Annotated in this window: 16 protein-coding genes; 11 read left to right on the top strand and 5 right to left on the bottom strand. The window is 46.8% G+C overall.

The window, feature by feature from the left end; translation table 11 throughout:
* Positions 1 to 21 precede the first annotated feature (21 nt).
* Together ACTHPA_RS02470 and ACTHPA_RS02465 are read left to right on the top strand one after the other, a co-directional pair.
* Complete coding sequence (locus ACTHPA_RS02470; protein ID WP_440498474.1) at positions 22 to 3108, top strand: efflux RND transporter permease subunit; 3087 nt, start codon at positions 22 to 24, stop codon at positions 3106 to 3108.
* A gap of 156 nt (positions 3109 to 3264) precedes the next feature.
* Positions 3265 to 5076, top strand: coding sequence for a mechanosensitive ion channel (locus ACTHPA_RS02465; protein WP_440498473.1), 1812 nt, complete (start codon positions 3265 to 3267; stop codon positions 5074 to 5076).
* Positions 5077 to 5290: 214 nt separating this feature from the next.
* Here ACTHPA_RS02465 and ACTHPA_RS02460 read toward each other — a convergent pair whose 3' ends face one another.
* From ACTHPA_RS02460 to ACTHPA_RS02440, 5 genes are all read right to left on the bottom strand, one after another.
* On the bottom strand, positions 5291 to 5923 hold the full coding sequence (locus ACTHPA_RS02460; RefSeq protein ID WP_440498472.1) for a response regulator transcription factor: 633 nt from the start codon (positions 5921 to 5923) through the stop codon (positions 5291 to 5293).
* Positions 5901 to 6944 (bottom strand): sensor histidine kinase, encoded by a 1044-nt coding sequence (locus tag ACTHPA_RS02455; RefSeq protein WP_440498471.1) that lies wholly within the window; start codon positions 6942 to 6944, stop codon positions 5901 to 5903. Before ACTHPA_RS02455 ends, ACTHPA_RS02460 begins: the two co-directional genes overlap by 23 nt.
* A complete protein-coding gene (liaF, locus tag ACTHPA_RS02450) occupies positions 6941 to 7642 on the bottom strand; it encodes a cell wall-active antibiotics response protein LiaF (protein ID WP_440498470.1) in 702 nt (233 codons plus the stop codon). The genes ACTHPA_RS02455 and liaF overlap by 4 nt, the downstream gene beginning before the upstream one ends.
* A gap of 325 nt (positions 7643 to 7967) precedes the next feature.
* Entirely contained in the window at positions 7968 to 8603 is a 636-nt protein-coding gene (locus ACTHPA_RS02445) for a PspA/IM30 family protein (RefSeq protein ID WP_440498469.1), read from the bottom strand.
* A gap of 13 nt (positions 8604 to 8616) precedes the next feature.
* The gene (locus tag ACTHPA_RS02440) at positions 8617 to 8970 is read right to left on the bottom strand and encodes a lmo0954 family membrane protein (RefSeq protein WP_440498468.1); all 354 of its coding nucleotides are present in this window, start codon (positions 8968 to 8970) and stop codon (positions 8617 to 8619) included.
* Positions 8971 to 9169: 199 nt separating this feature from the next.
* Between ACTHPA_RS02440 and ACTHPA_RS02435 the strand changes: the two genes are divergently transcribed.
* The 9 genes from ACTHPA_RS02435 to ACTHPA_RS02395 all read left to right on the top strand — a co-directional run bounded on the left by ACTHPA_RS02435 (position 9170) and on the right by ACTHPA_RS02395 (position 19800).
* The gene (locus ACTHPA_RS02435) at positions 9170 to 10318 is read left to right on the top strand and encodes a thiolase family protein (RefSeq protein WP_440498467.1); all 1149 of its coding nucleotides are present in this window, start codon (positions 9170 to 9172) and stop codon (positions 10316 to 10318) included.
* Positions 10319 to 10586: 268 nt separating this feature from the next.
* Complete coding sequence (locus tag ACTHPA_RS02430; protein ID WP_440498466.1) at positions 10587 to 11354, top strand: 3-hydroxyacyl-CoA dehydrogenase; 768 nt, start codon at positions 10587 to 10589, stop codon at positions 11352 to 11354.
* A 12-nt stretch (positions 11355 to 11366) separates the two neighbouring features.
* On the top strand, positions 11367 to 12515 hold the full coding sequence (locus tag ACTHPA_RS02425) for an acyl-CoA dehydrogenase family protein (RefSeq protein WP_440498465.1): 1149 nt from the start codon (positions 11367 to 11369) through the stop codon (positions 12513 to 12515).
* A 108-nt stretch (positions 12516 to 12623) separates the two neighbouring features.
* Positions 12624 to 14246, top strand: coding sequence for a long-chain fatty acid--CoA ligase (locus ACTHPA_RS02420; protein WP_440498464.1), 1623 nt, complete (start codon positions 12624 to 12626; stop codon positions 14244 to 14246).
* 205 nt (positions 14247 to 14451) lie between these two features.
* Complete coding sequence (locus ACTHPA_RS02415; protein WP_440498463.1) at positions 14452 to 15735, top strand: DUF4139 domain-containing protein; 1284 nt, start codon at positions 14452 to 14454, stop codon at positions 15733 to 15735.
* A gap of 346 nt (positions 15736 to 16081) precedes the next feature.
* Positions 16082 to 16693, top strand: coding sequence for a DedA family protein (locus tag ACTHPA_RS02410; RefSeq protein ID WP_440498462.1), 612 nt, complete (start codon positions 16082 to 16084; stop codon positions 16691 to 16693).
* A 3-nt stretch (positions 16694 to 16696) separates the two neighbouring features.
* Positions 16697 to 17524 (top strand): undecaprenyl-diphosphate phosphatase, encoded by an 828-nt coding sequence (locus ACTHPA_RS02405; RefSeq protein ID WP_440498461.1) that lies wholly within the window; start codon positions 16697 to 16699, stop codon positions 17522 to 17524.
* Between the two features lie 241 nt (positions 17525 to 17765).
* Positions 17766 to 18467 (top strand): response regulator transcription factor, encoded by a 702-nt coding sequence (locus ACTHPA_RS02400; protein ID WP_440498460.1) that lies wholly within the window; start codon positions 17766 to 17768, stop codon positions 18465 to 18467.
* Complete coding sequence (locus tag ACTHPA_RS02395) at positions 18457 to 19800, top strand: ATP-binding protein (protein ID WP_440498459.1); 1344 nt, start codon at positions 18457 to 18459, stop codon at positions 19798 to 19800. The genes ACTHPA_RS02400 and ACTHPA_RS02395 overlap by 11 nt, the downstream gene beginning before the upstream one ends.
* The last annotated feature ends 37 nt before the right edge of the window (positions 19801 to 19837 follow it).

The following is a 19837-nucleotide window of genomic DNA, read 5'->3' as shown; positions in this document are numbered from 1 at the left end:
AATTAAGGGGAAGGTGTAAGGGTGAAAGGCTTAGTCAATTTTGTTTTAAAGAATAAATTAGCAGTATGGTTACTCACCATTATTATAACGGTGTCAGGTGTTTATTCGGCAACACAAATGAAAACAGAGACATTGCCGGATATTTCGATACCATACTTAATGGTCATGGGTGTCTATCCAGGTGCAACTCCGGAACAGGTTATGGAAGAAGTCTCGGTCCCTATCGAGAGGGCAGTAGAGAACTTAGATCATGTGAAATCTGTCTACTCCAATTCATTTTCCAATATGTCTAGCATTCAAGTGGAATATGATTACGGCATAGATATGGACGAGGCGAAGCGTGCATTGGCGTCTGCGATGGATTCGTTGACTTTGCCAGAAGGCGCGCAGGAACCAGTCATTACTGCAATTAGCATGAATATGATGCCGGTCGTTGCGTTAAGCGTGAGCAGTACGTCGGAAGATATCGTTGAATTGACTTCAACAGTTGAGGATATATTGCTTCCTAAAATCGAAAAAATTGATGGCGTTGCGTCTGCAACGATTTCTGGTCAGCATATTGAAGAAGTAGAGCTAACGTACAATGAAGAAAAAATGGCTCAATTTGGTTTGCAGGAAGACTCTGTAAAGCAAATGATTCAAGCGAGCAATATGGAAGTGTCGCTCGGCCTTTTTGAATTTGAGGAAGGCGAGGAAGCTGTCGCTGTCGATGGGAAGTTCATGACGATTGATGAGTTGAAGGGCATGCTTATCCCTGTCACACCGTCAGAAGCGAATCCATCGCCATTTGTGAAGCTTGGCGAAATCGCATCAATTGAAAAAGTCGGCAAAGTGAAGTCCGTTTCACGTACAAACGGTAAAAATGCGATCGCGATTCAAATTGTCAAAGGACAACGCGCAAATACGGTCGATGTCGTAAACGACGTGAAGAAGTTAATGGAAGATGAAGAAAAAGCGATAGATGGCTTAGTTATCGACGTATCACTTGACCAAGGAGAACCGATTGAGAAATCCGTTTCGACGATGGTTGAAAAAGCGCTTTTCGGTGGTTTGATAGCAGTATTAATCATCTTACTTTTCTTGCGTGATTTCAAATCGACGATCATTTCCATCATTTCAATCCCGGTTTCCGTCTTCATGGCGCTTATGATTCTCCATTGGATGGATATTACGCTTAATATTATGACGCTCGGCGCGATTACAGTCGCAATCGGCCGTGTTATCGATGACTCCATTGTCGTCGTGGAAAATATTTATCGGCGACTTCATTTGAAAACGGAAAAACTTTCGGGTCGCGCGTTAATTCGCGAAGCGACGATTGAAATGTTTAAGCCGATCATGTCTTCGACGCTCGTCACAGTTGCGGTATTTGCGCCGCTTATCTTTGTGGGTGGTATGGTCGGAGAGTTGTTCATGCCGTTCGCATTGACGATGTCGTTTGCACTCGGTGCTTCATTGCTCGTCGCAATTACAATCGTCCCGGCATTGTCCCATTTCCTGTTTAAGAAAAAATTATATGGCGAAAAAACGGAAAGCCGCCATAAAGAAGCCGGCAAAATGGCGAACTGGTATAAAGGCGTTTTAAGTTGGTCGCTGAATCATAAAATCATTACGTCGATCATTTCTGTCGTTCTATTGGCTGGCAGCTTAGGGTTAATGCCATTAATCGGCTTTAGTTTCTTAGGCAGTGATGAAGAAAAAGTCATGTATATTACGTATACACCTGCCACGGGCGAACTTCAGGATGAAACGTTAGAAAACGTTGAAGTCGTTGAAAAGGAAATGTTGAAACGTAAAGATATAGACATCGTTCAATTATCTATTATGGACAGTGCCGACCCGATGACTGCGATGATGGGCGGCGGCTCGAATGGTGCGCTCATGTATCTTATCTTTGATCCGGATATGGAGGATTTCCAAGGGGCTCGTGCAGAGGTTGAAGATTATGTATTCAACATCGGCCAGTCCGGAGAATGGAAAAGCCAAGATTTCAGTTCTATGGGTATGTCCACAAATGAAATCAGCTACACGTTTTATAGTGAAGATTTAAGCAGCCTGAAGGAAGCAGTTCAGCAAGTTGAGGAAGTCATGGGAGAGAATAAAGGCATTGAGGATGTCTCTTCAAGTGCTGAAGATGCATACGTTCAGTACACATTGAAAGCAACACAAGACGAATTGCTGCAGTATGGATTGACGACTGGGCAGATCATCATGATGCTTAACCCGTCCAGAACACAGGAAGTTGTCACGACGGTCGGAAAAGATCGCGATGAATTGGAAGTTGTCGTGAAACAGAAGGAAGCTGAACAGCCGAAATCGATTGATGAAATGCTGGAACAGGAAATTCCTACGGCAATGGGCACGACAATGAAGCTTTCCGACTTAGTGAAGGTCGAAGAAGGATCTACATTTAATACATTATCCCGAAGCAAAGGACAATATTATGCCACTGTTTCAGGGAAACTCGTAGACGCGGATATTTCGAAAGCTACTTCCGAAGTCGACAAAGCAATTGCCGAATTGGATCTGCCGAAAGGTGTGGCAGTAGATACGGCCGGTGTCGCAGCTGACATGGAAGAAGCATTTACGCAGCTTGGTATTGCGATGCTTGCAGCGATTGCGATTGTTTACTTCATCCTCGTTGTAACGTTCCGTGAAGGTGTCGCACCGTTTGCGATTCTCTTCTCGTTGCCATTTGCAGTTATCGGTTCATTCGTCGGCTTGCTAATCGCAGGCGAAACGATTTCCGTTCCGGTCATGATGGGTCTGTTGATGTTAATCGGTATCGTTGTAACGAATGCCATCGTACTCGTAGACCGTATTATCCGGATGGAACGTAGCGGATTGAAAATGCGTGAAGCAGTACTCGAAGCGGGCGCTACGCGTTTACGCCCGATCCTTATGACAGCAATCGCTACAATCGGTGCTCTCGTTCCATTGGCGATCGGTAATGGGGCAGGGGGCGGATTGATTTCGAAAGGTCTCGGCATCACTGTTATCGGCGGTTTGGTCAGCTCCACATTATTGACGCTGATCGTCGTGCCGATCGTGTACGAAATCCTATCGAAAATGTTCAAGAAAAACCGTTTAGATTTGGAAGAGGATTAATAAGAGCAGAAGAAGGAGCAGAATCTTGTTCCTTCTTCTGTTTTTTTGTATGTAAATCTTACGTTTTCTTCCAAGGGTAATAGACTTATAGGTTTAGACGTCCACGTTTATAGGAATAGTCCTAAATAGACTATCTAATTGAATGGAGGACACGGAATGTTTAGAGATATGTATTTTGCCAATATGCTAAGCTGGCTGCCCGAATTGATTCTTGGGTTGCTCGTCTTGCTGATCGGCTTTTTCATTGCAAAAGCAGTGGAAAATGCGGTGCACAAACGTTTGAAAAAATCTAGAGTCAACGAAAGGCTCGATGTCAAAGAAGGAAAATGGAATGTGGAAAAGATCATCAGCAAAGTCTTCTTCTTCGGAATCCTTCTATTAGCATTCCTTCTCTTCTTTAACATCATGAATGCATCGATGATCGCTACACCGTTCATGACGATGTATTCAGGAATCGGCGGAGCGATCCTGAGCATCTTGAAAGCGGGGCTCATCCTGCTGTTGGCTTGGGTTCTTGCACTGATTGTCAAAAAAGTGATTTTGGCAGTCGGCGGCAAGATGAAGCTCAATAAGTACGTGGCGAAAGTGGGGGGATCCCCAGATGAAATCGACAAGTCGAAATGGGTTGAGACGGCTGCGAATATTGCGTTTTATGTCGTCTTGCTCTTATTCGTCCCGGCCATTCTTCATGCGCTCGGCCTAAGTGGAATTAGCGGCCCATTTGAAGGAATGCTTGCGAGCTTCATGCATTTCATTCCGAAGCTAGTCGGGGCGGCATTGATATTTGCAGTTGGATGGGTTGTCGCGAAAATCGTCCGTACGATTGTGACGAAGCTGCTTGAATCGGTTGGCGTCGACCGATTTTCGCATAAGCTGAAATCAGGCTCGAATGGGACAAGTATTTCGGGCATTATCGGCACGATCGTTTTCGTTCTGATCATGCTGCCGGTGACAATTTCTGCCTTGGAAGTTTTAGATCTCGAAGGGATTTCGCAGCCAGCAATCGCTATGTTGAACGACATTATGACGATGCTGCCGAAAATCGCAGTAGCCGTATTACTCGTACTAGTAGGCATCTACTTGGCGAAATGGGTTAGGAAAATTGTTGTTTCCTTATTGGATAACCTTGGTGTCAATTCGATTTTTGGAAAGATCGGTGTGCGTTCGAACGCGTCCATGCCTACTTTCTCGCAAATTATCGGCGCAATTGTCCAAGTCGTGATCATTTTGCTATTCGTCGTTGAAGCGCTTCAAATTCTGAATTTGAACTTCATGGTGACGCTTGCTACAGGCATCTTTGCATACTTGCCGATGGTCGTCGCAGCTGTCGTTATTTTGGCGATCGGCTTCTGGCTCGCAAACCTTGCCGAAAAATTCGTCGGCAGCATCATGACGACACAATCAGGTGCTCCACACGTATTGCGCTACGTAGCAAAATACGCGATTCTGGCGTTCGCATTCTTCATGGCGTTAAGCCAGCTCGGCATTGCTCCAGCAATCATCAATGCAGCATTTATCCTCATTCTAGGAGGAGTTGCATTGGCGTTTGGACTTGCATTTGGTTTAGGTGGACGTGAGCATGCTTCCCGCTATTTGACGAAGATGGAAAGCAGTTTGCAAAATGCGGATGTTTCCAAAGAGAAGTGGGAGCAGGAGAAGAACGAGATGAAGCGGGAAGCGAAGCAATCCGTGAATAAAGCTCAACAAGCTGTAGACAAAACATCGAAGGAAGATCATATACCATCAGTCGGCAATGGCAGCGACTATCCGACCGGCAAGGATTATGAACCGCGGACAGGCAACACACCATCTGATGAACTGCCATTATCCGATCCGGCAGATTCGAATATGACAGATGCGTTCGACGAAAACGATCCAACGAGAACGAACGAAGCAAACAGAGACGGTTACAATACGACGGATCCGGGCGAAGACTACCCATTCGATCCGAACCGCGGAAATAAATAAACGTAAAACCTGCCCCATCTATCGGAAATCCGGTGGTGGGGCAGGTTTTTCTTGCTTGTATGGAAGTTATGGCGCAATCTCCGCAAGTTATGCTAATCTTGTTACTTAGTACCTATAGTCAGCTTTCTCCTTTCAATCGAAGTTTTCCATTTCGGATAAAAATTAAAGTGTAAATAAAAAACCGCACGCCATTTCCGGGCACGCGGCGCTTCCTTCAATCAACAAGATCGTTTTTAAACGCATAAATGACGGCCTGCGTTCGATCTTGCACTTCGAGCTTCGACAACAGATTGCTTACATGTGTTTTCACCGTTTTCAAGGCGATGAACAAATCATCTGCGATCTCCTGGTTCGTTTTTCCTTTCGCCAATAAAAGAAGGATCTCCAATTCCCGCTCCGTCAGATCATCATGGAGACGGTGACCGTTGCCGGATCGCATCTTTTGCATCATTTTCGACGTCACTTCCGGTTCCAGCACAGTTTGGCCCTTCAGCGTTTCACGTATGGCTTCTGCAATCCGCTTGGCATTCGATGTTTTCAATATGTAGCTGATTGCGCCGGCTTCAAGAGCCGGATATACTTTGTCATCATCAAGGAAGCTAGTAACAATGACAATTTTCGCTTCCGGCCATTGTTTGATGATTTCAGCAGTCGCCTCCGCGCCGTTCATTTCCGGCATGACCATGTCCATCAAAATGATATCTGGCCGCAAGGAGAGCGCCTTTTCGACAGCTTCCTTCCCGTTGACCGCTTCATCGACAACCTCCATATCGGGTTGTGTCTGCAAATATGCCGACACGCCGATCCGCACCATTTCATGATCATCAACCAATAGAATCCGAATCATCGAGTTCATCCCCCTTTTTTGTCGGCAATTTCACTTCCACAATCGTACCTTGCGAAGGGACTGATACGATCTTGCACGTGCCGCCGATCTCGATCGCCCGTTCCTTCACGTTTTGCAATCCATACGAACCGCCTTTGCCGTCCGACTCCTCGAAGCCGACCCCGTTATCTTGTACACGGAAAATGGCGAGACCATCACGTTCGACAAACAAGACATCGACTTCAGTTGCTTGCGCATGGCGGAGTGTATTTGACAACGTTTCTTGCGCAATCCGGAATAGATGGTCCTCCGCACCTTTAGATAGAGATACTTCTTCCAAACGATACCGGATGTTGAACGAAACCTTCTCTTTCAATTCGACCAATAAATCTTCAAGACCTTCTGCCAGTGATTTATCATTCAAAGCAGCTGGCCGCAAATGAAGCAGTAATGCCCGCATTTCGAGCTGAGCCTGCTGCACCATTTTCTCTACTTGTAAAAGCGGCTTTTGCACTTCCTTTTCGTGCTCCCGCTCGTTTATGGCGGACATGAGCATCGAAGCGGCGAACAACTGCTGGGAAACGGAATCATGCAGCTCTCGGGCAAGACGCTGCCGTTCTTGTATGATCTGCTCCTGTATTAATTTATCTTGCGCCTCCGCGCGTTCATCTGTAATTCGCTGTAAACTTTTCCGCTGTGTCGTCAAAATATTGGACACGTCTTCAAGTGTTCTATCAATCTTAGGGGAAAACGATTTAGTGATTTTTACAACCTCATCGTGTTGAATCAACCCTGTCAGCTGCTCTTCGATCGCTTTCTCCTTAGAACGGCCGATACCGCTCATCCAGCCTGCAATGATCGAACCGAGCGCAATGCAAGTGAAAATGATCCAGGCGCCTAACGGAACGCTCGCATATTGGATTGCATAGAAGAATAGCCAACTTTCATTCAACGGAACATCGACAAGGGAATAGAAGTATAATGCCGCAATTCCGATGAAAATGAACGATAAGAAGAGGCTGCGGCCGAAAAAGTTTTTCATTTCCGCACCACCTCAATATCTCCGATCCACGTAGAGAGGGAGATGATCAGCTCCGCTCGGTCTCCGATGTCGGTATCATAGCCATCTTTATAATGAAGCGTTTCATTGATCATCCGCTTTGGACTAATATCGAGAATCCGCGCTTCGCCGAACAGTGTATTGTAATGGATGCGTACAGGGATTTCATAAGGAAGGTCAATTTTAATGCGCCCAAAACCTTGTCGGATGGCGATGAAAGACGTCCCTTTCGGAAGAACCGTGTCGGTCACATCGACATGGATATCCCCGAAAAAACCTTGAATTTGCACATCCTCCCATTCATATGAGGAAAAGGGGGATGCCTGCACGGAAAACCATTTATTTTTCCAAATGCCGTTTGGCGTCTCCTTTTGAAACTCCCTCAGCGGGCGCATCATCTGCTCCGCGGGCATTCCTTTCCACAAGTGGAATAACACATAGACGAACCCGGCAAGCAATAGCGTGCGTAAGCTCCATAATGTCATCAGCGCCATGATAATGAAGAAAACCCCTAAAAAAGTCATCCATTTTGAGCGCCTTTTAAAACCGAAATACGTAAATCCGGCACCGAGAAGGAGGAAGATGATGTTCCCATTCGATAGGAAAGTAGCCTCTATGAAGACAAGCGAAAGAAACGCCACAATCCAGAAAGTCATCTTATTCGTATCCATTTGTTTCATTGTAATGCCCCCTTCTTGATGTCAGATGTAAGAGGGAAGGCGGATGCCTTCCCTGTTTAGCAAGTGATCATAAAACTCTGTGGGTGATCATAAATCCTTGCGAGTGATCATAAATCCTTGCGAGTGATCATAAATCCTTGCGAGTGATCATAAATCCTTGTGAGTGATCATAAATCCCTGTGAGTGATCATAAAACTCTGTGAGTGATCATAAAACTCTGCGAGTGATCATAATCCCCAATGAGTGATCATAAACCCCTGTGAGTGATCATAAAACTCGGCAAGTTTTCATAAATTCCCGCAAATGATATACATGCACTTCTATATTACACAATTTCCGTTTTGTTTGCGGTACTTTTTTCAAGCAATTCCAATCTTCTTTCCATTGATGATACTTCATACTCGCGGTTGATCTTGCCGCCGAGATTTTCGATATACGCATTCATTTCCTCGACGCTTGAAACTTGCTTGTCGCCATTTTCAGGCGAGATGAATTGATCCATGCGGCGATGGGCGCGTGTGACGTTTTCTTTTCCCATCAATTGCAGCTGGCGGACTTTCATATCTTTCACTTTATGTTTCATTTCCTCAAATTTCCGTTCCAACGCGAACATTTCCTCAGAGGATTGCGTAATGCTTGCTGCTAAATCCGTTGCCCGAGTTTCGTATGCATGGATTTCATCTTCGGCGAATGCGACCAAATCCTCTTCACCAGTCGAGCGGGCAAGCTCAGCTTGACGACGTCGTTTCTCTAGCATCGCCTCAGCTTCCGAGAATTCCTTTTCAAGAGCGACTTTCAATTTCCCTTGGCGCTCCAACAGCTTGCCGACCGATTCAGTCTGCTTTTCCGCTTCCTTAATATATTGGTTCAACATCGCAATCGGATTTTTCGCTTCCTTTTTATCAAGCACGGAATGCAAATCCGCTTGCACCGTATATTTCAATCTGTTCCATAAACTCATTGTAGTTTCCTCCTTATTTTGTAATTTCATCCCATTGACGTTCGAAGTTGACGAATGGATCATCGGAATACTTAGCTTCAATTACATTGTCATCTTTACGGTCATTCCATTTACGCCATACATAGTAGACACCGAGCAAAGCAATGATGCCGATGAATGCAGGGACGTTTGAAACGGCTGTCACCAATCCGATGAGCAAAACAACTCCCCAGAACAGTTTCAGGAATGTGGAGTCACTCTTCCTGTAATAATGGAAGCCTGCAAAAGCAATCGCGCCGGAAATAGCTAGTGCCAAAATCGATCCTAAGTTTGCGAGAACAACGATTGCTGCCACTATGCCGAGTGTCGCTAAACCAATTTTTTTCATATTGTTGTTCCTCCTTTCGTTGTATCTACATCTTACAATGGGAATCGTCTCGTCCAAACGGGCGCAATGCGGATATTCATCTACGACTTGAGACTGATTCCGTCCTAGGGACCTTGAAAATGCTATGGATATTGATAGCGCTTTCCTGTAAGCTATAACTATATGAACTATCAATCAATTCAGAGAACGGGGTGTCGATATGAGAGAAGTGGTCATTGTCGAAGGGGTGCGGACAGCTGTCGCAAGGCGGAAAGGCGGCTTTTCGGAATATCGTCCGGATGAGCTCGCGGCAGTCGTACTTGAAGAACTGGTGGCACGCGCGGGAATCGACAAAAGCGAAATAGAAGATGTCATTTTAGGCTGCGTCACGCAGTCGGGTGAACAAGGGGGCAATATTGCGAGGACTGCCGCTTTAATTGCAGGCTTTCCCGTCCACGTGCCGGGTGTCACAATCGATCGGCAATGCGGATCGAGCCAACAAGCCGTCCATTTCGCCTCACAAGCGATTGCTTCAGGGGATATGGACATCGTCATTGCAGGAGGAGTCGAAAGCATGACGAGGACGCCGATGTTTTCGAATATGGGGGACGCCAAACCGAGTCCGAAGCTGACGGAGAAGCATGAAATCATCAACCAAGGATTATCCGCGGAACGCATTGCGAAACAATGGGGACTGTCACGTGAAGAGCTCGACCGTTTCGCATACGAAAGCCATCAGAAAGCGATCCGGTCCATTGAAGAAGGCAAATTTGATGACGAAATCGTGCCGGTTGCTGTGAATCACGTCGATGGTGAAGTGGAAACCGTTGCAAGAGATGAAGGCCCGCGTCCAGATTCAACGCCCGAAGCATTAGCCGGCCTGAAAACGGTATTTGATGAAGATGGCGTCATCACCGCCGGCAATGCGAGTCAAATGAGCGACGGTGCGTCCGCTGTCTTGCTTATGTCCAAGAAGAAGGCGGAGGAGCTCGGGTTGAAGCCGCTTGCGCGGATTGTCGCGCGGACGGTTGTCGGTTCTGATCCGACATTGATGTTGACTGGTCCGATTGAGGCGACAAAGAAGGTATTAGTGAAGGCGGGACTTTCAATTGAGGACATGGATATATATGAAGTGAATGAAGCATTTGCCCCAGTGCCGCTTGCATGGTTGAAGGAAACAGGCGCGGATCCTGAAAGGTTGAATCCGAACGGAGGAGCGATTGCGCTCGGTCATCCGCTTGGCGCTACAGGAACGAAATTGCTCGTGTCGATGGTGAAGGAACTGCAGCGTACGGGTGGGCGATACGGACTGCTCGCCATTTGCGAAGGGATGGGAATGGCGAACGCAACAATTATTGAACGTTTGTAGCTTTCAAAAGCGAAGGTGACTGTTTAGCCCCGACAATTAGGGCGAAGATGTGCTCGTAACGCTTTGCTATTACTCGCAAACGCCGTTCTTCGTAACAGCGTTCGCTGGAAGGCTTGATCACAAGGCGCTCTTGCCCTTGTGCGGAAGGCAGTCTAAAACCGTCGCATCCTGCGACAACGACTGCATGACCCGCGTCGTGCGGGCCTAAGCGACTCGAGGGGCTGGTCACCGTAGTCTGGATGGAATCGATCTAAAGGGGGATGAACGAATGGAAATGCATGAAATCATAGCGATTGTCACAGGGGGAGCTTCCGGTTTAGGGGAGGCGACGACTCGGCGGATTGTATCGGCAGGTGGGAAGGTCGCCATTTTCGATATGAATGAAGAACGTGGAAAGGCGTTAGTCGACGAGTTGGGAGACAATGTTTTATTCCTAAAGACGGATGTGACGAGTCCGGACAATGTTGAAGCGAATGTGGCGGAAGCTGTGTCCGTATTCGGAAAGGTGACTGCCGTCGTCAACTGTGCTGGCATCGCGACACCAGGGAAAGTTGTGTCCAAAGGCGGTCCGATGGTACTTGACCGTTTTGAACAAGTGATTCGTGTCAATTTGACAGGAACCTTTAATGTAATCCGGGTGGCGGCTTCCGCCATGATGGGCAATGAACCAAACTCGGACGGTGAGCGGGGAGTCATCGTAAACACTGCATCCGTGGCGGCATTCGAAGGGCAGATCGGACAGGCGGCTTATAGCGCATCGAAAGGCGGAGTCGTCGGAATGACTTTGCCGATTGCCCGAGAATTCGCTGGATACGGCATCCGTGTCATGACAATTGCACCTGGACTAGTTGAAACGCCACTCTTCGCGGGACTACCGGAGCCTGCACGCAATGCGCTTGAGGAGTTGACGTTATTCCCGAAACGGCTTGGTCGTCCCGAAGAATACGCGCGGCTCGTTGAAAGCATATTCACGAATCCACTATTAAACGGGGAGACGATCAGGCTGGACGGAGCAATCCGGATGCAGCCGAAGTGAGGGGGTAGTTTGATGGCGCGTTATCGATTTGAAACAGATGAACATGTCCTATTCAGGGAGACGCTTCGGAAATTCCTGTCGAAGGAAGCGGTTCCCCATTATGAGGAATGGGAAAAGAACCGGCTCATTCCTGTCAGTTTTTGGCGGGAGCTCGGGGAAATGGGGTTTCTATGTCCGCAAGTGGAGGAGCAGTATGGCGGTCTTGGCCTTGATTTCAGCTTTGGGGTTATCATCGGGGAAGAGATGGAGCGGGTCGGCGCGGGCTTGACGGGGGTAGGCCTGCATAATGACATCGTCGTTCCGTACATCGAATCGTACGGGATGGAAGAACAGAAGAAGCGTTGGCTTCCGGGGTGCATCACCGCTGATTTTATTACAGGCGTAGCAATGACGGAGCCTGGAACCGGTTCGGATCTCGCTAACATTCGGACGACTGCCATCAAAGACGGCGATCATTATGTCGTAAATGGGCAAAAGACGTTCATTACAAACGGTGTGAACGGGAATTTGTTCCTCGTTGTCGTTAAGACGGATCCACAAGCTGAGCCGAAGCACCGAGGCATCAGCCTGCTCATGATTGAGGAAGGGTTGCCCGGGTTTACGAAAGGGCGGAAGCTTGATAAGGTCGGCATGCACTCGCAAGATACCGCGGAGCTTTACTTTGAGGATTGCCGAGTGCCCGTCGGCAATTTGATTGGCGGAGAAGGGAAGGGCTTCGGCTGCTTGATGGAGAAGCTCCAGCAGGAAAGGCTGCTTGTTGCGTTGTCTGCACAGACCGCTTCGGAAGATATGCTAGAAATGACGCTCGACTATGTGAAATCTCGGGAGGCGTTTGGCAAGCCGATTGGTTCATTCCAAAATACGCAGTTCAAACTTGCGGAAATCGCGACGAAAGTGGAGCTCGGAAAAGCGTTTCTTGAATCGCTCATCGAAGATCACCTGGCCGGTAAGGACGTTGTGACGAAAGTGTCTATGGCGAAATATTGGATTACCGAAACAGCGCGCGAGATTTCCGGGGAATGCATGCAGCTGCATGGGGGATACGGCTATATGGAGGAATATAAAATCGCACGAAGGTATCGCGATATTCCGGTCGCTTCGATTTACGCCGGGACGAATGAAATTATGAAGATGATTATCGCGAAGAATATGGGGCTTTAGGAGGGAATAGCAGAAAGCCTGTCCGCATATGATTGGGTGGACACAGCGACTGCAGGGAATGGTTGTACATGTTTCACACTATAAAAGCGCAAAAGGGGAGCGATTCAAATGATGCAAACACCATTATTACTGTCATCGTTCATTAAAAGAGCTGAGCAATTTTTTCCGAACAAATTGATCATCTCTCGTACGGGACCGGATACGATTCATCGTATTCCATACAGTGAATTTGCGAAGCGGACGAGGAAGCTGTCGAACGCCTTGACGAAACTCGGGATGAAGCACGGAACGAAAGTTGGAACCTTCGGTTGGAACCATCATCGCCATTTGGAAGCGTACTTCGGTGTACCGAGTACAGGCGCGATCCTTCATATGGTGAATATTCGCCTGGCGCCGGAGCATTTGGCGTATGTCATCAACCATGCAGAAGATGAGATCATGCTTGTGGATGATAATCTTTTTCCTCACTTCGAAAAGCTCGCACCGCTTCTAAAGACGGTGAAGCATATCGTCATCATGGGCGATAGCACGGATGTGCCGGAAACGACGCTTGAAAATGTTCATTCCTATGAAGCGCTGCTAGCGGAGGCATCGGATCAGTATGACTATCCGGAAGACTTGGATGAAAACACACCTGCCGGAATGTGCTATACGTCAGCAACGACGGGCAATCCGAAAGGGGTCGTGTACACACATCGGGGTATCGTCCTTCATAGTTTTGCACTCGGATTGGCGGATGCGATGGGACTGCGTGAAAGCGATGTCATCATGCCAGTCGTGCCGATGTTCCACGTCAATGCATGGGGGATGCCGTTTGCCGCAGTTTTCTACGGTTCGACGCAAGTGCTTCCTGGGCCAGGCTTTAATCCGCAGCTATTGCTAGATTTGATTGAGCAGGAGAAAGTGACGTTAACGGCAGGGGTGCCGACGATTTGGCTTGCAGTTTTGAAAGAGCAAGAGCAAAATCCGCGTAATCTTTCAACGCTACGTGGAATTGTCAGCGGCGGTTCAGCATCGCCGAAAGGCTTGATTCGTGCATTTGAAGAGAAGCTCGGTGTACCGTTCTACGTCGGATACGGGATGACTGAAACGTCGCCACTCGTCAGTTTGTCGGTCTACACATCCGGCATGGAGGACTTGCCGATGGATGAACGGATTGATATCCGGGCGTTGCAAGGATTGATCATGCCTGGGCTTGAAGTGAAGGTTGTTAATGAAGACGGCGAAGTGCCGTGGGACGGCAAGACGATGGGCGAACTTGCGGTACGCGGTCCTTGGATTGCGAGCGAATATTACAAGGACGACCGGACGGCGGAGGCGTTTAAGGACGGATGGCTCTACACGGGTGATATCGCCGTCATGACAGATATCGGTTATTTGAAGTTGATGGATCGGACGAAGGATTTGATTAAGAGCGGAGGAGAATGGATTTCGTCCGTAGATTTGGAAAATGCTCTAATGACGCACGAAGCCGTGTTCGAGGCGGCTGTAATCGCGGTTCCACACGAAAAATGGGTGGAACGGCCGCTTGCCTGTGTCGTCTTAAAAGAGGGCAAATCGGGGGACGACTCGATGAAAGCTGAGTTGCTTTCCTATTTGGAAGGACAATTCGCGAAGCTGTGGGTTCCAGATGATGTCGTATTTTTGGATGAAATTCCGAAAACATCCGTCGGCAAGTTCTTGAAAGCGTCCTTGCGCGATCAATTGAAAGGCCATGTGTTGGAAGTGTGAAATGAGGCCATCCGCTTTTTCTGAGCGGATGGTTTTTTGATGGCGTGGTGATAAAGTGCCGAGAGTCGGTGATGAATTTCCTCAAGGCGGTGTTAAACTTTATTCCACTCCGCCGCATTAATTCCACGAGAAAAGGGAATAGCGTATAGGGAGCATATGCAATGGAAAGTGGAAACGAATGTTCAAACAAATAGGAGGTTTTACTATGCTGAACCGAATTCCGAAATCCCAGACGACTGCCTGTTCCCTTACCGTTTACAATGATGGCTTTGCGCTAGTGAAAGATACACGTTCCATTCCACAATGTGACGAAAATGATTCCGTCCATTTTGTTGGAGTGTCGAGGAAGTTGAAGCCCGACTCCATCATTGTCGAGGGTTTGGATGTATCGGAGCTTGTTTATGAATATGATTTAATGGATGAATTAAGGATCTTTGAAAGGTACTTAGGCCATGAGCTGACAATTAGAGATCCGTATGCCAAACAGGATCGGAAGTATACATTGCTGCGCGGAAATGGTCCGATCGTCTTGCAGGATGTGGAGACGAAAGAGCTTATTATCAATCCGAAAGGCGAGCTGCGATTCCCGGAACTGGAAGGCGGGAATCATGTGGAGCCGACGCTCGTTTGGAAAGTTGCCGAGCAGCGAAGCGACGAAGTTTGTGTATCGTATTTGACGGGCGGTGTTTCGTGGGAAGCGGATTATGTCATTTCCATGCATGGAGATCGTTTCGACTTGTCGGGTTGGCTGACGATGAAAAATTATTCGGGTGTCTCTTTTAATGATGCGACGCTTCGTCTCATTTCTGGTAAACTAAGCAAGGCTGGCAATGAAAACGAAGAGAAAAGTGCTGAACTGTCGAGACGCGAACAACACAAAACGGAAGCTTTTTCTGATTTCCATACGTACACGTTTCCGCGGGAAATCGATTTGGAAGATCGGCAACAAAAGCAGCTCCGCCTACTGTCATCCGCCAATTCAAAAGCACGTGTCATTTATGAAATTAACGAACAGACATCGAATCCAGACATCTTCATTGAATTTGATAATACGGCAGAGAATGGACTCGGTTTTCCATTGCCGGCAGGCGTTTTTAAGATGTACCGGACAAATCCGGATGATGGCAGTGCGGAGTTCATCGGTGAATATGCGATTAAGCATACAGAAGTTGGTGAAAAAGTCCGTTTGAAATCAGGAGAAGCGTGTGACATCGAAGTGACTGCCAAGAAGTCGGGCAAGTATAAGGAAGGTGGATACGAGTACACCGAATACGAATATAGCATTTGCAATACGAAAGGTACACCGGTCGAAGCGGTCATCCGTCAACAAGTTCCAGGTCACTTATGGACGGTGGCTGAATCGACGCATGAATGGCAGAAGAAGCGAGATAAGATTTTGCTGCCTGTCGAGGTGCCGGTCGGGGTCGAGGAAAAAGTGAAGTTCACAATCCGTCACGATCGAGCTGCAAGGAGGACAATTGGTTTTTAACGAATAATATTTCAAGTCATGCATATATCAAGAAAATGTGGAAAACACCTGTAGTTGGGGATAAAACCGGCGTTCAGGTGTTTTTTTATTCACATGTGGATAATATTCAATCAAAACACTTCATTTTTCAGAAATTATAAACATATAAACAGTTTTACCCACAGTTTTCAGTGCATAAGTCCACTTCGCCATACTTATCCACCACCATTCCATTCATATTCTTCTATTTTCACACGTACAATCCAACAGGAAAGATTGAAACTTCCAAGTCGATATCGACGTCTCATAAAGACGTCTGATAGAATGGACATGTAATTGAATTTTTTCAGCAGGCAAGGAGAGTGCAATGGAAAACTGGATAACGGAATTCATTGGAGAGCACGGATATTTCGCAGTTTTATCTCTGCTTTTAATAGAAAACTTATTTCCTCCAATTCCATCGGAAATCATTTTAACCTTTAGTGGATATGCAACAGGTTTTACAACGATGACGAGGATGGGTGTCATCATCGCTGCCACAATTGGTGCAGTCGTCGGTGCGATGATTCTATATAGTGTCGGCTTGCTCGTTGATGTAGCTAGACTTGAGAAGTTTGTTGACCGATGGGGTCGTTGGCTGCGGCTATCGAGAAAAGATTTACGCAGAGCCGAAAAATGGTTTGAAAAGTATGGTCCTTGGACAGTGTTCTTTTGCCGTCTCGTTCCGCTCTTGCGTAGTCTGATTTCCGTTCCTGCTGGGATGGCACATATGAATTTCCTGCTGTTTATCACATTGACAACGATCGGAAGCTTAATTTGGAATACGATTCTTGTTACAATAGGTTTTGCGGTCGGTGAAAATTGGGAATCGATCGTTCATTATATGGACGTCTATTCTAATATTGTTTACGCACTATTAGTAATTGGCGGAATCGCGGTTTGTATCGGGTATATCCGATTCCGTAGAAAGAGGGCATAGTGGATGGATTTATTTGAATTAGTAAAGGCGTTGATCCTTGGATTTGTTGAGGGGATGACGGAGTTTGCGCCGGTTTCCTCGACAGGACATTTAATTATCGTCGATGATATGTGGTTGAAGTCGGAGGAGTTTCTCGGCAAATATCCGGCAATCACATTTAAGATCGTTATTCAACTAGGATCAATTTTAGCTGTAGTCGTTGTATTTTGGAAGAGGTTGCTAAGCCTCGTCGGACTCTATCAGGTGGACGACAAAAAGATGGGCAATCGATTTAACTTGCTGCATGTTATTGTAGGTATGCTTCCTGCAGTCATTTTTGGATTTGCGTTCAAGGACTTGATTGATGATTATTTATTCGGCGTCGAGACGGTCATTTTCGCACTTGTCGCTGGGGCACTTCTGATGCTTGCGGCAGACAAGTTCGGACCGAAACGACCGAAAGTGCAAACATTGGACCAGATTACATATCGGCAGGCATTCACTGTAGGGCTTGTCCAATGTTTATCGTTATGGCCAGGATTTTCACGGTCAGGTGCGACAATTTCCGGAGGCGTCCTGTTTGGAATGAACCATAAAACCGCAGCGGACTTCACGTTCATCATGGCGGTTCCCATTATGGCGGGTGCAAGTCTCGTATCGGTCTTGAAAAACTGGGAGTATATGTCGATGGATCATCTTTCATTTTACATCGTCGGTTTTCTGAGCGCATTTGTATTCTCGCTCATTTCAATCCGCTTCTTCTTGAAGCTTATTTCGAAAATTAAGCTAGTGCCGTTCGCGTTATACAGAATTTTTCTAGCAATCATCTTAGCGGCAATCGTATTTTTATAATGCTTAGTAAGGCAAGTAGCAATAGCTAGGAATTTCCACAGCCTGATTGAAAACGCTTGCCAGCCTAGGCGCGAAGTGGAGCGAATACGCGAATAGAACTAAAGTTCATGAGCGGACGAGCGAGACGAGCAACAACGGATGCGAGCGTTTGTCAACAGGCTGTACGACTCTTTAATGGGTCGTTTTTTTATTATCAGAACAATTTTCTGCTACACTAAAGGAAAAAGTGGTGGTGATGAACTTGAGTGAGCATATTTTGATTGTTGAAGATGAAGAAGCAATCGCGCGCGTTCTTCAATTGGAGCTTGAGTTTGAAGGTTATTCGGTCGGCGTCGCTCATACGGGCACAGATGGCCTTATTAAATTCAGAGAGCAGGAGTGGGATCTTGTGCTACTGGATCTCATGCTGCCCGGCATGAACGGGTTGGACGTGCTGCGGCGAATTCGAGCGGCGGAAGACGGTACGCCTGTTATTTTATTGACAGCGAAAAGCGATGTGGAAGATAAAGTGACGGGGCTCGACTTAGGAGCGAATGATTATGTCACGAAGCCATTTGAAATCGATGAATTGCTCGCTCGTATACGTTCAGCTCTACGGATATCCCAAAAGAGAACGATTGTGAAAGATGAATTTCTTCATGAGTTTGCAGGATTGTCAATCCATGAGCAGTCCCGTGAAGTGAAGCGGAATGGCGAATTGATCGATTTGACGCCGAGGGAATATGATTTATTACTTCATTTGATAAGACATCCGAAACAGGTACTTTCGCGGGAACAGTTGCTAGATGCGGTTTGGGGCTTTGACTATTACGGCGACACGAACGTAGTTGACGTCTATATCCGGTATGTCCGAAAGAAAATCGATCAACAGAATGAGCCTTCTCTCATTCAAACGGTCCGGGGTGTCGGGTATGCATTAAAGGAACCGGTCCATGAAACTTAAAAAGAAGATATATGTCTTTTCGACTCTTTTAATGTTTATCCTTCTCGTGCTCGCGAACATTCTAATCTATTTTCTTTTCGAAAGGATGTCCCATAACACGGAATATGAGCAGTTGATTGGCAGGGCTAAGGAACTGACCTCGGCATTGAGCAAATTGGAAACTGAGATGGATGCTGACATTCTATTACGTGCATTCATTCCTGCTAATGGTGCCATTTCTATCGTAGACAGCAATAATAAGCCGCTCATTAATGTTCAGTCTTTAGCTGGACTCGGAAAAGTCGGCGGCGATGTGAGTCCAAGCAATTCATATACGATTGACCGATTCGAAGGTACGGAAGCGCTATCCATTTCGATGCCGATCATATGGCCGACAGGTGAAGTTGTCACAATGAGAATGACACAGTTGCTGACAGACGTTGAGAAAAATATGCAGGTTCTGAAATATGTTTTGATTGGTGTTACAACATTTGCAATGATCCCGATCACCCTTTCTAGCATGACACTCGGCAGGATTGTAACACAGCCTATCGAGAATCTAATAAGGGCGATGGATAGAAGCAGGCAATCGGGTACGTATGAAAAATTGACCGGCGTAGTAAATGGGAATGACGAGCTGGCGAAAATGGAAAGAACGTTCAACGAGATGATGGAGCAATTGGAACAAAACTATATGAAGCAGGAGCAATTCGTCTCGAACGCTTCCCATGAATTAAAAACGCCGTTGACCGTAATTGAAAGTTACTCCCGTTTATTGGCAAGGAGGGGTTTCGAGAATCGGGAAGTCGTCGATGAAGCGCTAAATGCAATTATTTCTGAAACAGGCAGGATGAAAGAGATGATTGCACAGATGCTCGAGTTGGCGAAAAGTAGTGGTTCCGAGTTGTTTGAATTTGCTGAGGTTGACTTGACGCAATTGTTGGAGGCTGCAGTTAAGCCGTTAAGACAGGCATATGGAAGAGACATTGTGATTGAGGCGGCAGGACCCGCAATCGTCGAAACGGATGGGAAGTTCGTGAAGCAGCTGCTGTTCATACTCCTTGACAATGCGCGGAAATATAGCGATCGAGAAATTTTCACTTCTATCGTTGACAAGGAGTCTGAAGTGGAAGTTACCGTTAAGGATTTTGGAAAAGGAATTCCCCAAGCGGATTTGCCGCATATTTTTGATCGTTTTTATCGAGTGGAATCGGATCGTAGCCGTAAGACGGGCGGAACAGGGTTGGGACTTTCCATTGCGAAGGAAATTGCTGACGGACTTGGTGCTGCACTAACAATTGAAAGCGTCGTAGACATGGGGACGGTTATTCGGGTTTTGATTCCGAAAAGGTGAGGCTCTCAGTGAATTTTAATGTTAGGACGGTAAGATG

Source organism: Sporosarcina sp. SAFN-015, from assembly GCF_051966875.1.
In the GTDB taxonomy this organism is placed as follows: Bacteria; Bacillota; Bacilli; order Bacillales_A; family Planococcaceae; genus Sporosarcina.
This window is presented reverse-complemented; position numbering and strand designations above follow the sequence as displayed.

Coding starts and splice junctions, on each gene's coding strand:
- ACTHPA_RS02465 (WP_440498473.1), top strand. CDS start 3,265: ATGTTTAGAGATATGTATTTTGCCAATATGCTAAGCTGGCTGCCCGAA.
- ACTHPA_RS02460 (WP_440498472.1), bottom strand. CDS start 5,923: ATGATTCGGATTCTATTGGTTGATGATCATGAAATGGTGCGGATCGGC.
- ACTHPA_RS02455 (WP_440498471.1), bottom strand. CDS start 6,944: ATGAAAAACTTTTTCGGCCGCAGCCTCTTCTTATCGTTCATTTTCATC.
- liaF (WP_440498470.1), bottom strand. CDS start 7,642: ATGAAACAAATGGATACGAATAAGATGACTTTCTGGATTGTGGCGTTT.
- ACTHPA_RS02445 (WP_440498469.1), bottom strand. CDS start 8,603: ATGAGTTTATGGAACAGATTGAAATATACGGTGCAAGCGGATTTGCAT.
- ACTHPA_RS02440 (WP_440498468.1), bottom strand. CDS start 8,970: ATGAAAAAAATTGGTTTAGCGACACTCGGCATAGTGGCAGCAATCGTT.
- ACTHPA_RS02435 (WP_440498467.1), top strand. CDS start 9,170: ATGAGAGAAGTGGTCATTGTCGAAGGGGTGCGGACAGCTGTCGCAAGG.
- ACTHPA_RS02430 (WP_440498466.1), top strand. CDS start 10,587: ATGGAAATGCATGAAATCATAGCGATTGTCACAGGGGGAGCTTCCGGT.
- ACTHPA_RS02425 (WP_440498465.1), top strand. CDS start 11,367: ATGGCGCGTTATCGATTTGAAACAGATGAACATGTCCTATTCAGGGAG.
- ACTHPA_RS02420 (WP_440498464.1), top strand. CDS start 12,624: ATGATGCAAACACCATTATTACTGTCATCGTTCATTAAAAGAGCTGAG.
- ACTHPA_RS02415 (WP_440498463.1), top strand. CDS start 14,452: ATGCTGAACCGAATTCCGAAATCCCAGACGACTGCCTGTTCCCTTACC.
- ACTHPA_RS02410 (WP_440498462.1), top strand. CDS start 16,082: ATGGAAAACTGGATAACGGAATTCATTGGAGAGCACGGATATTTCGCA.
- ACTHPA_RS02405 (WP_440498461.1), top strand. CDS start 16,697: ATGGATTTATTTGAATTAGTAAAGGCGTTGATCCTTGGATTTGTTGAG.
- ACTHPA_RS02395 (WP_440498459.1), top strand. CDS start 18,457: ATGAAACTTAAAAAGAAGATATATGTCTTTTCGACTCTTTTAATGTTT.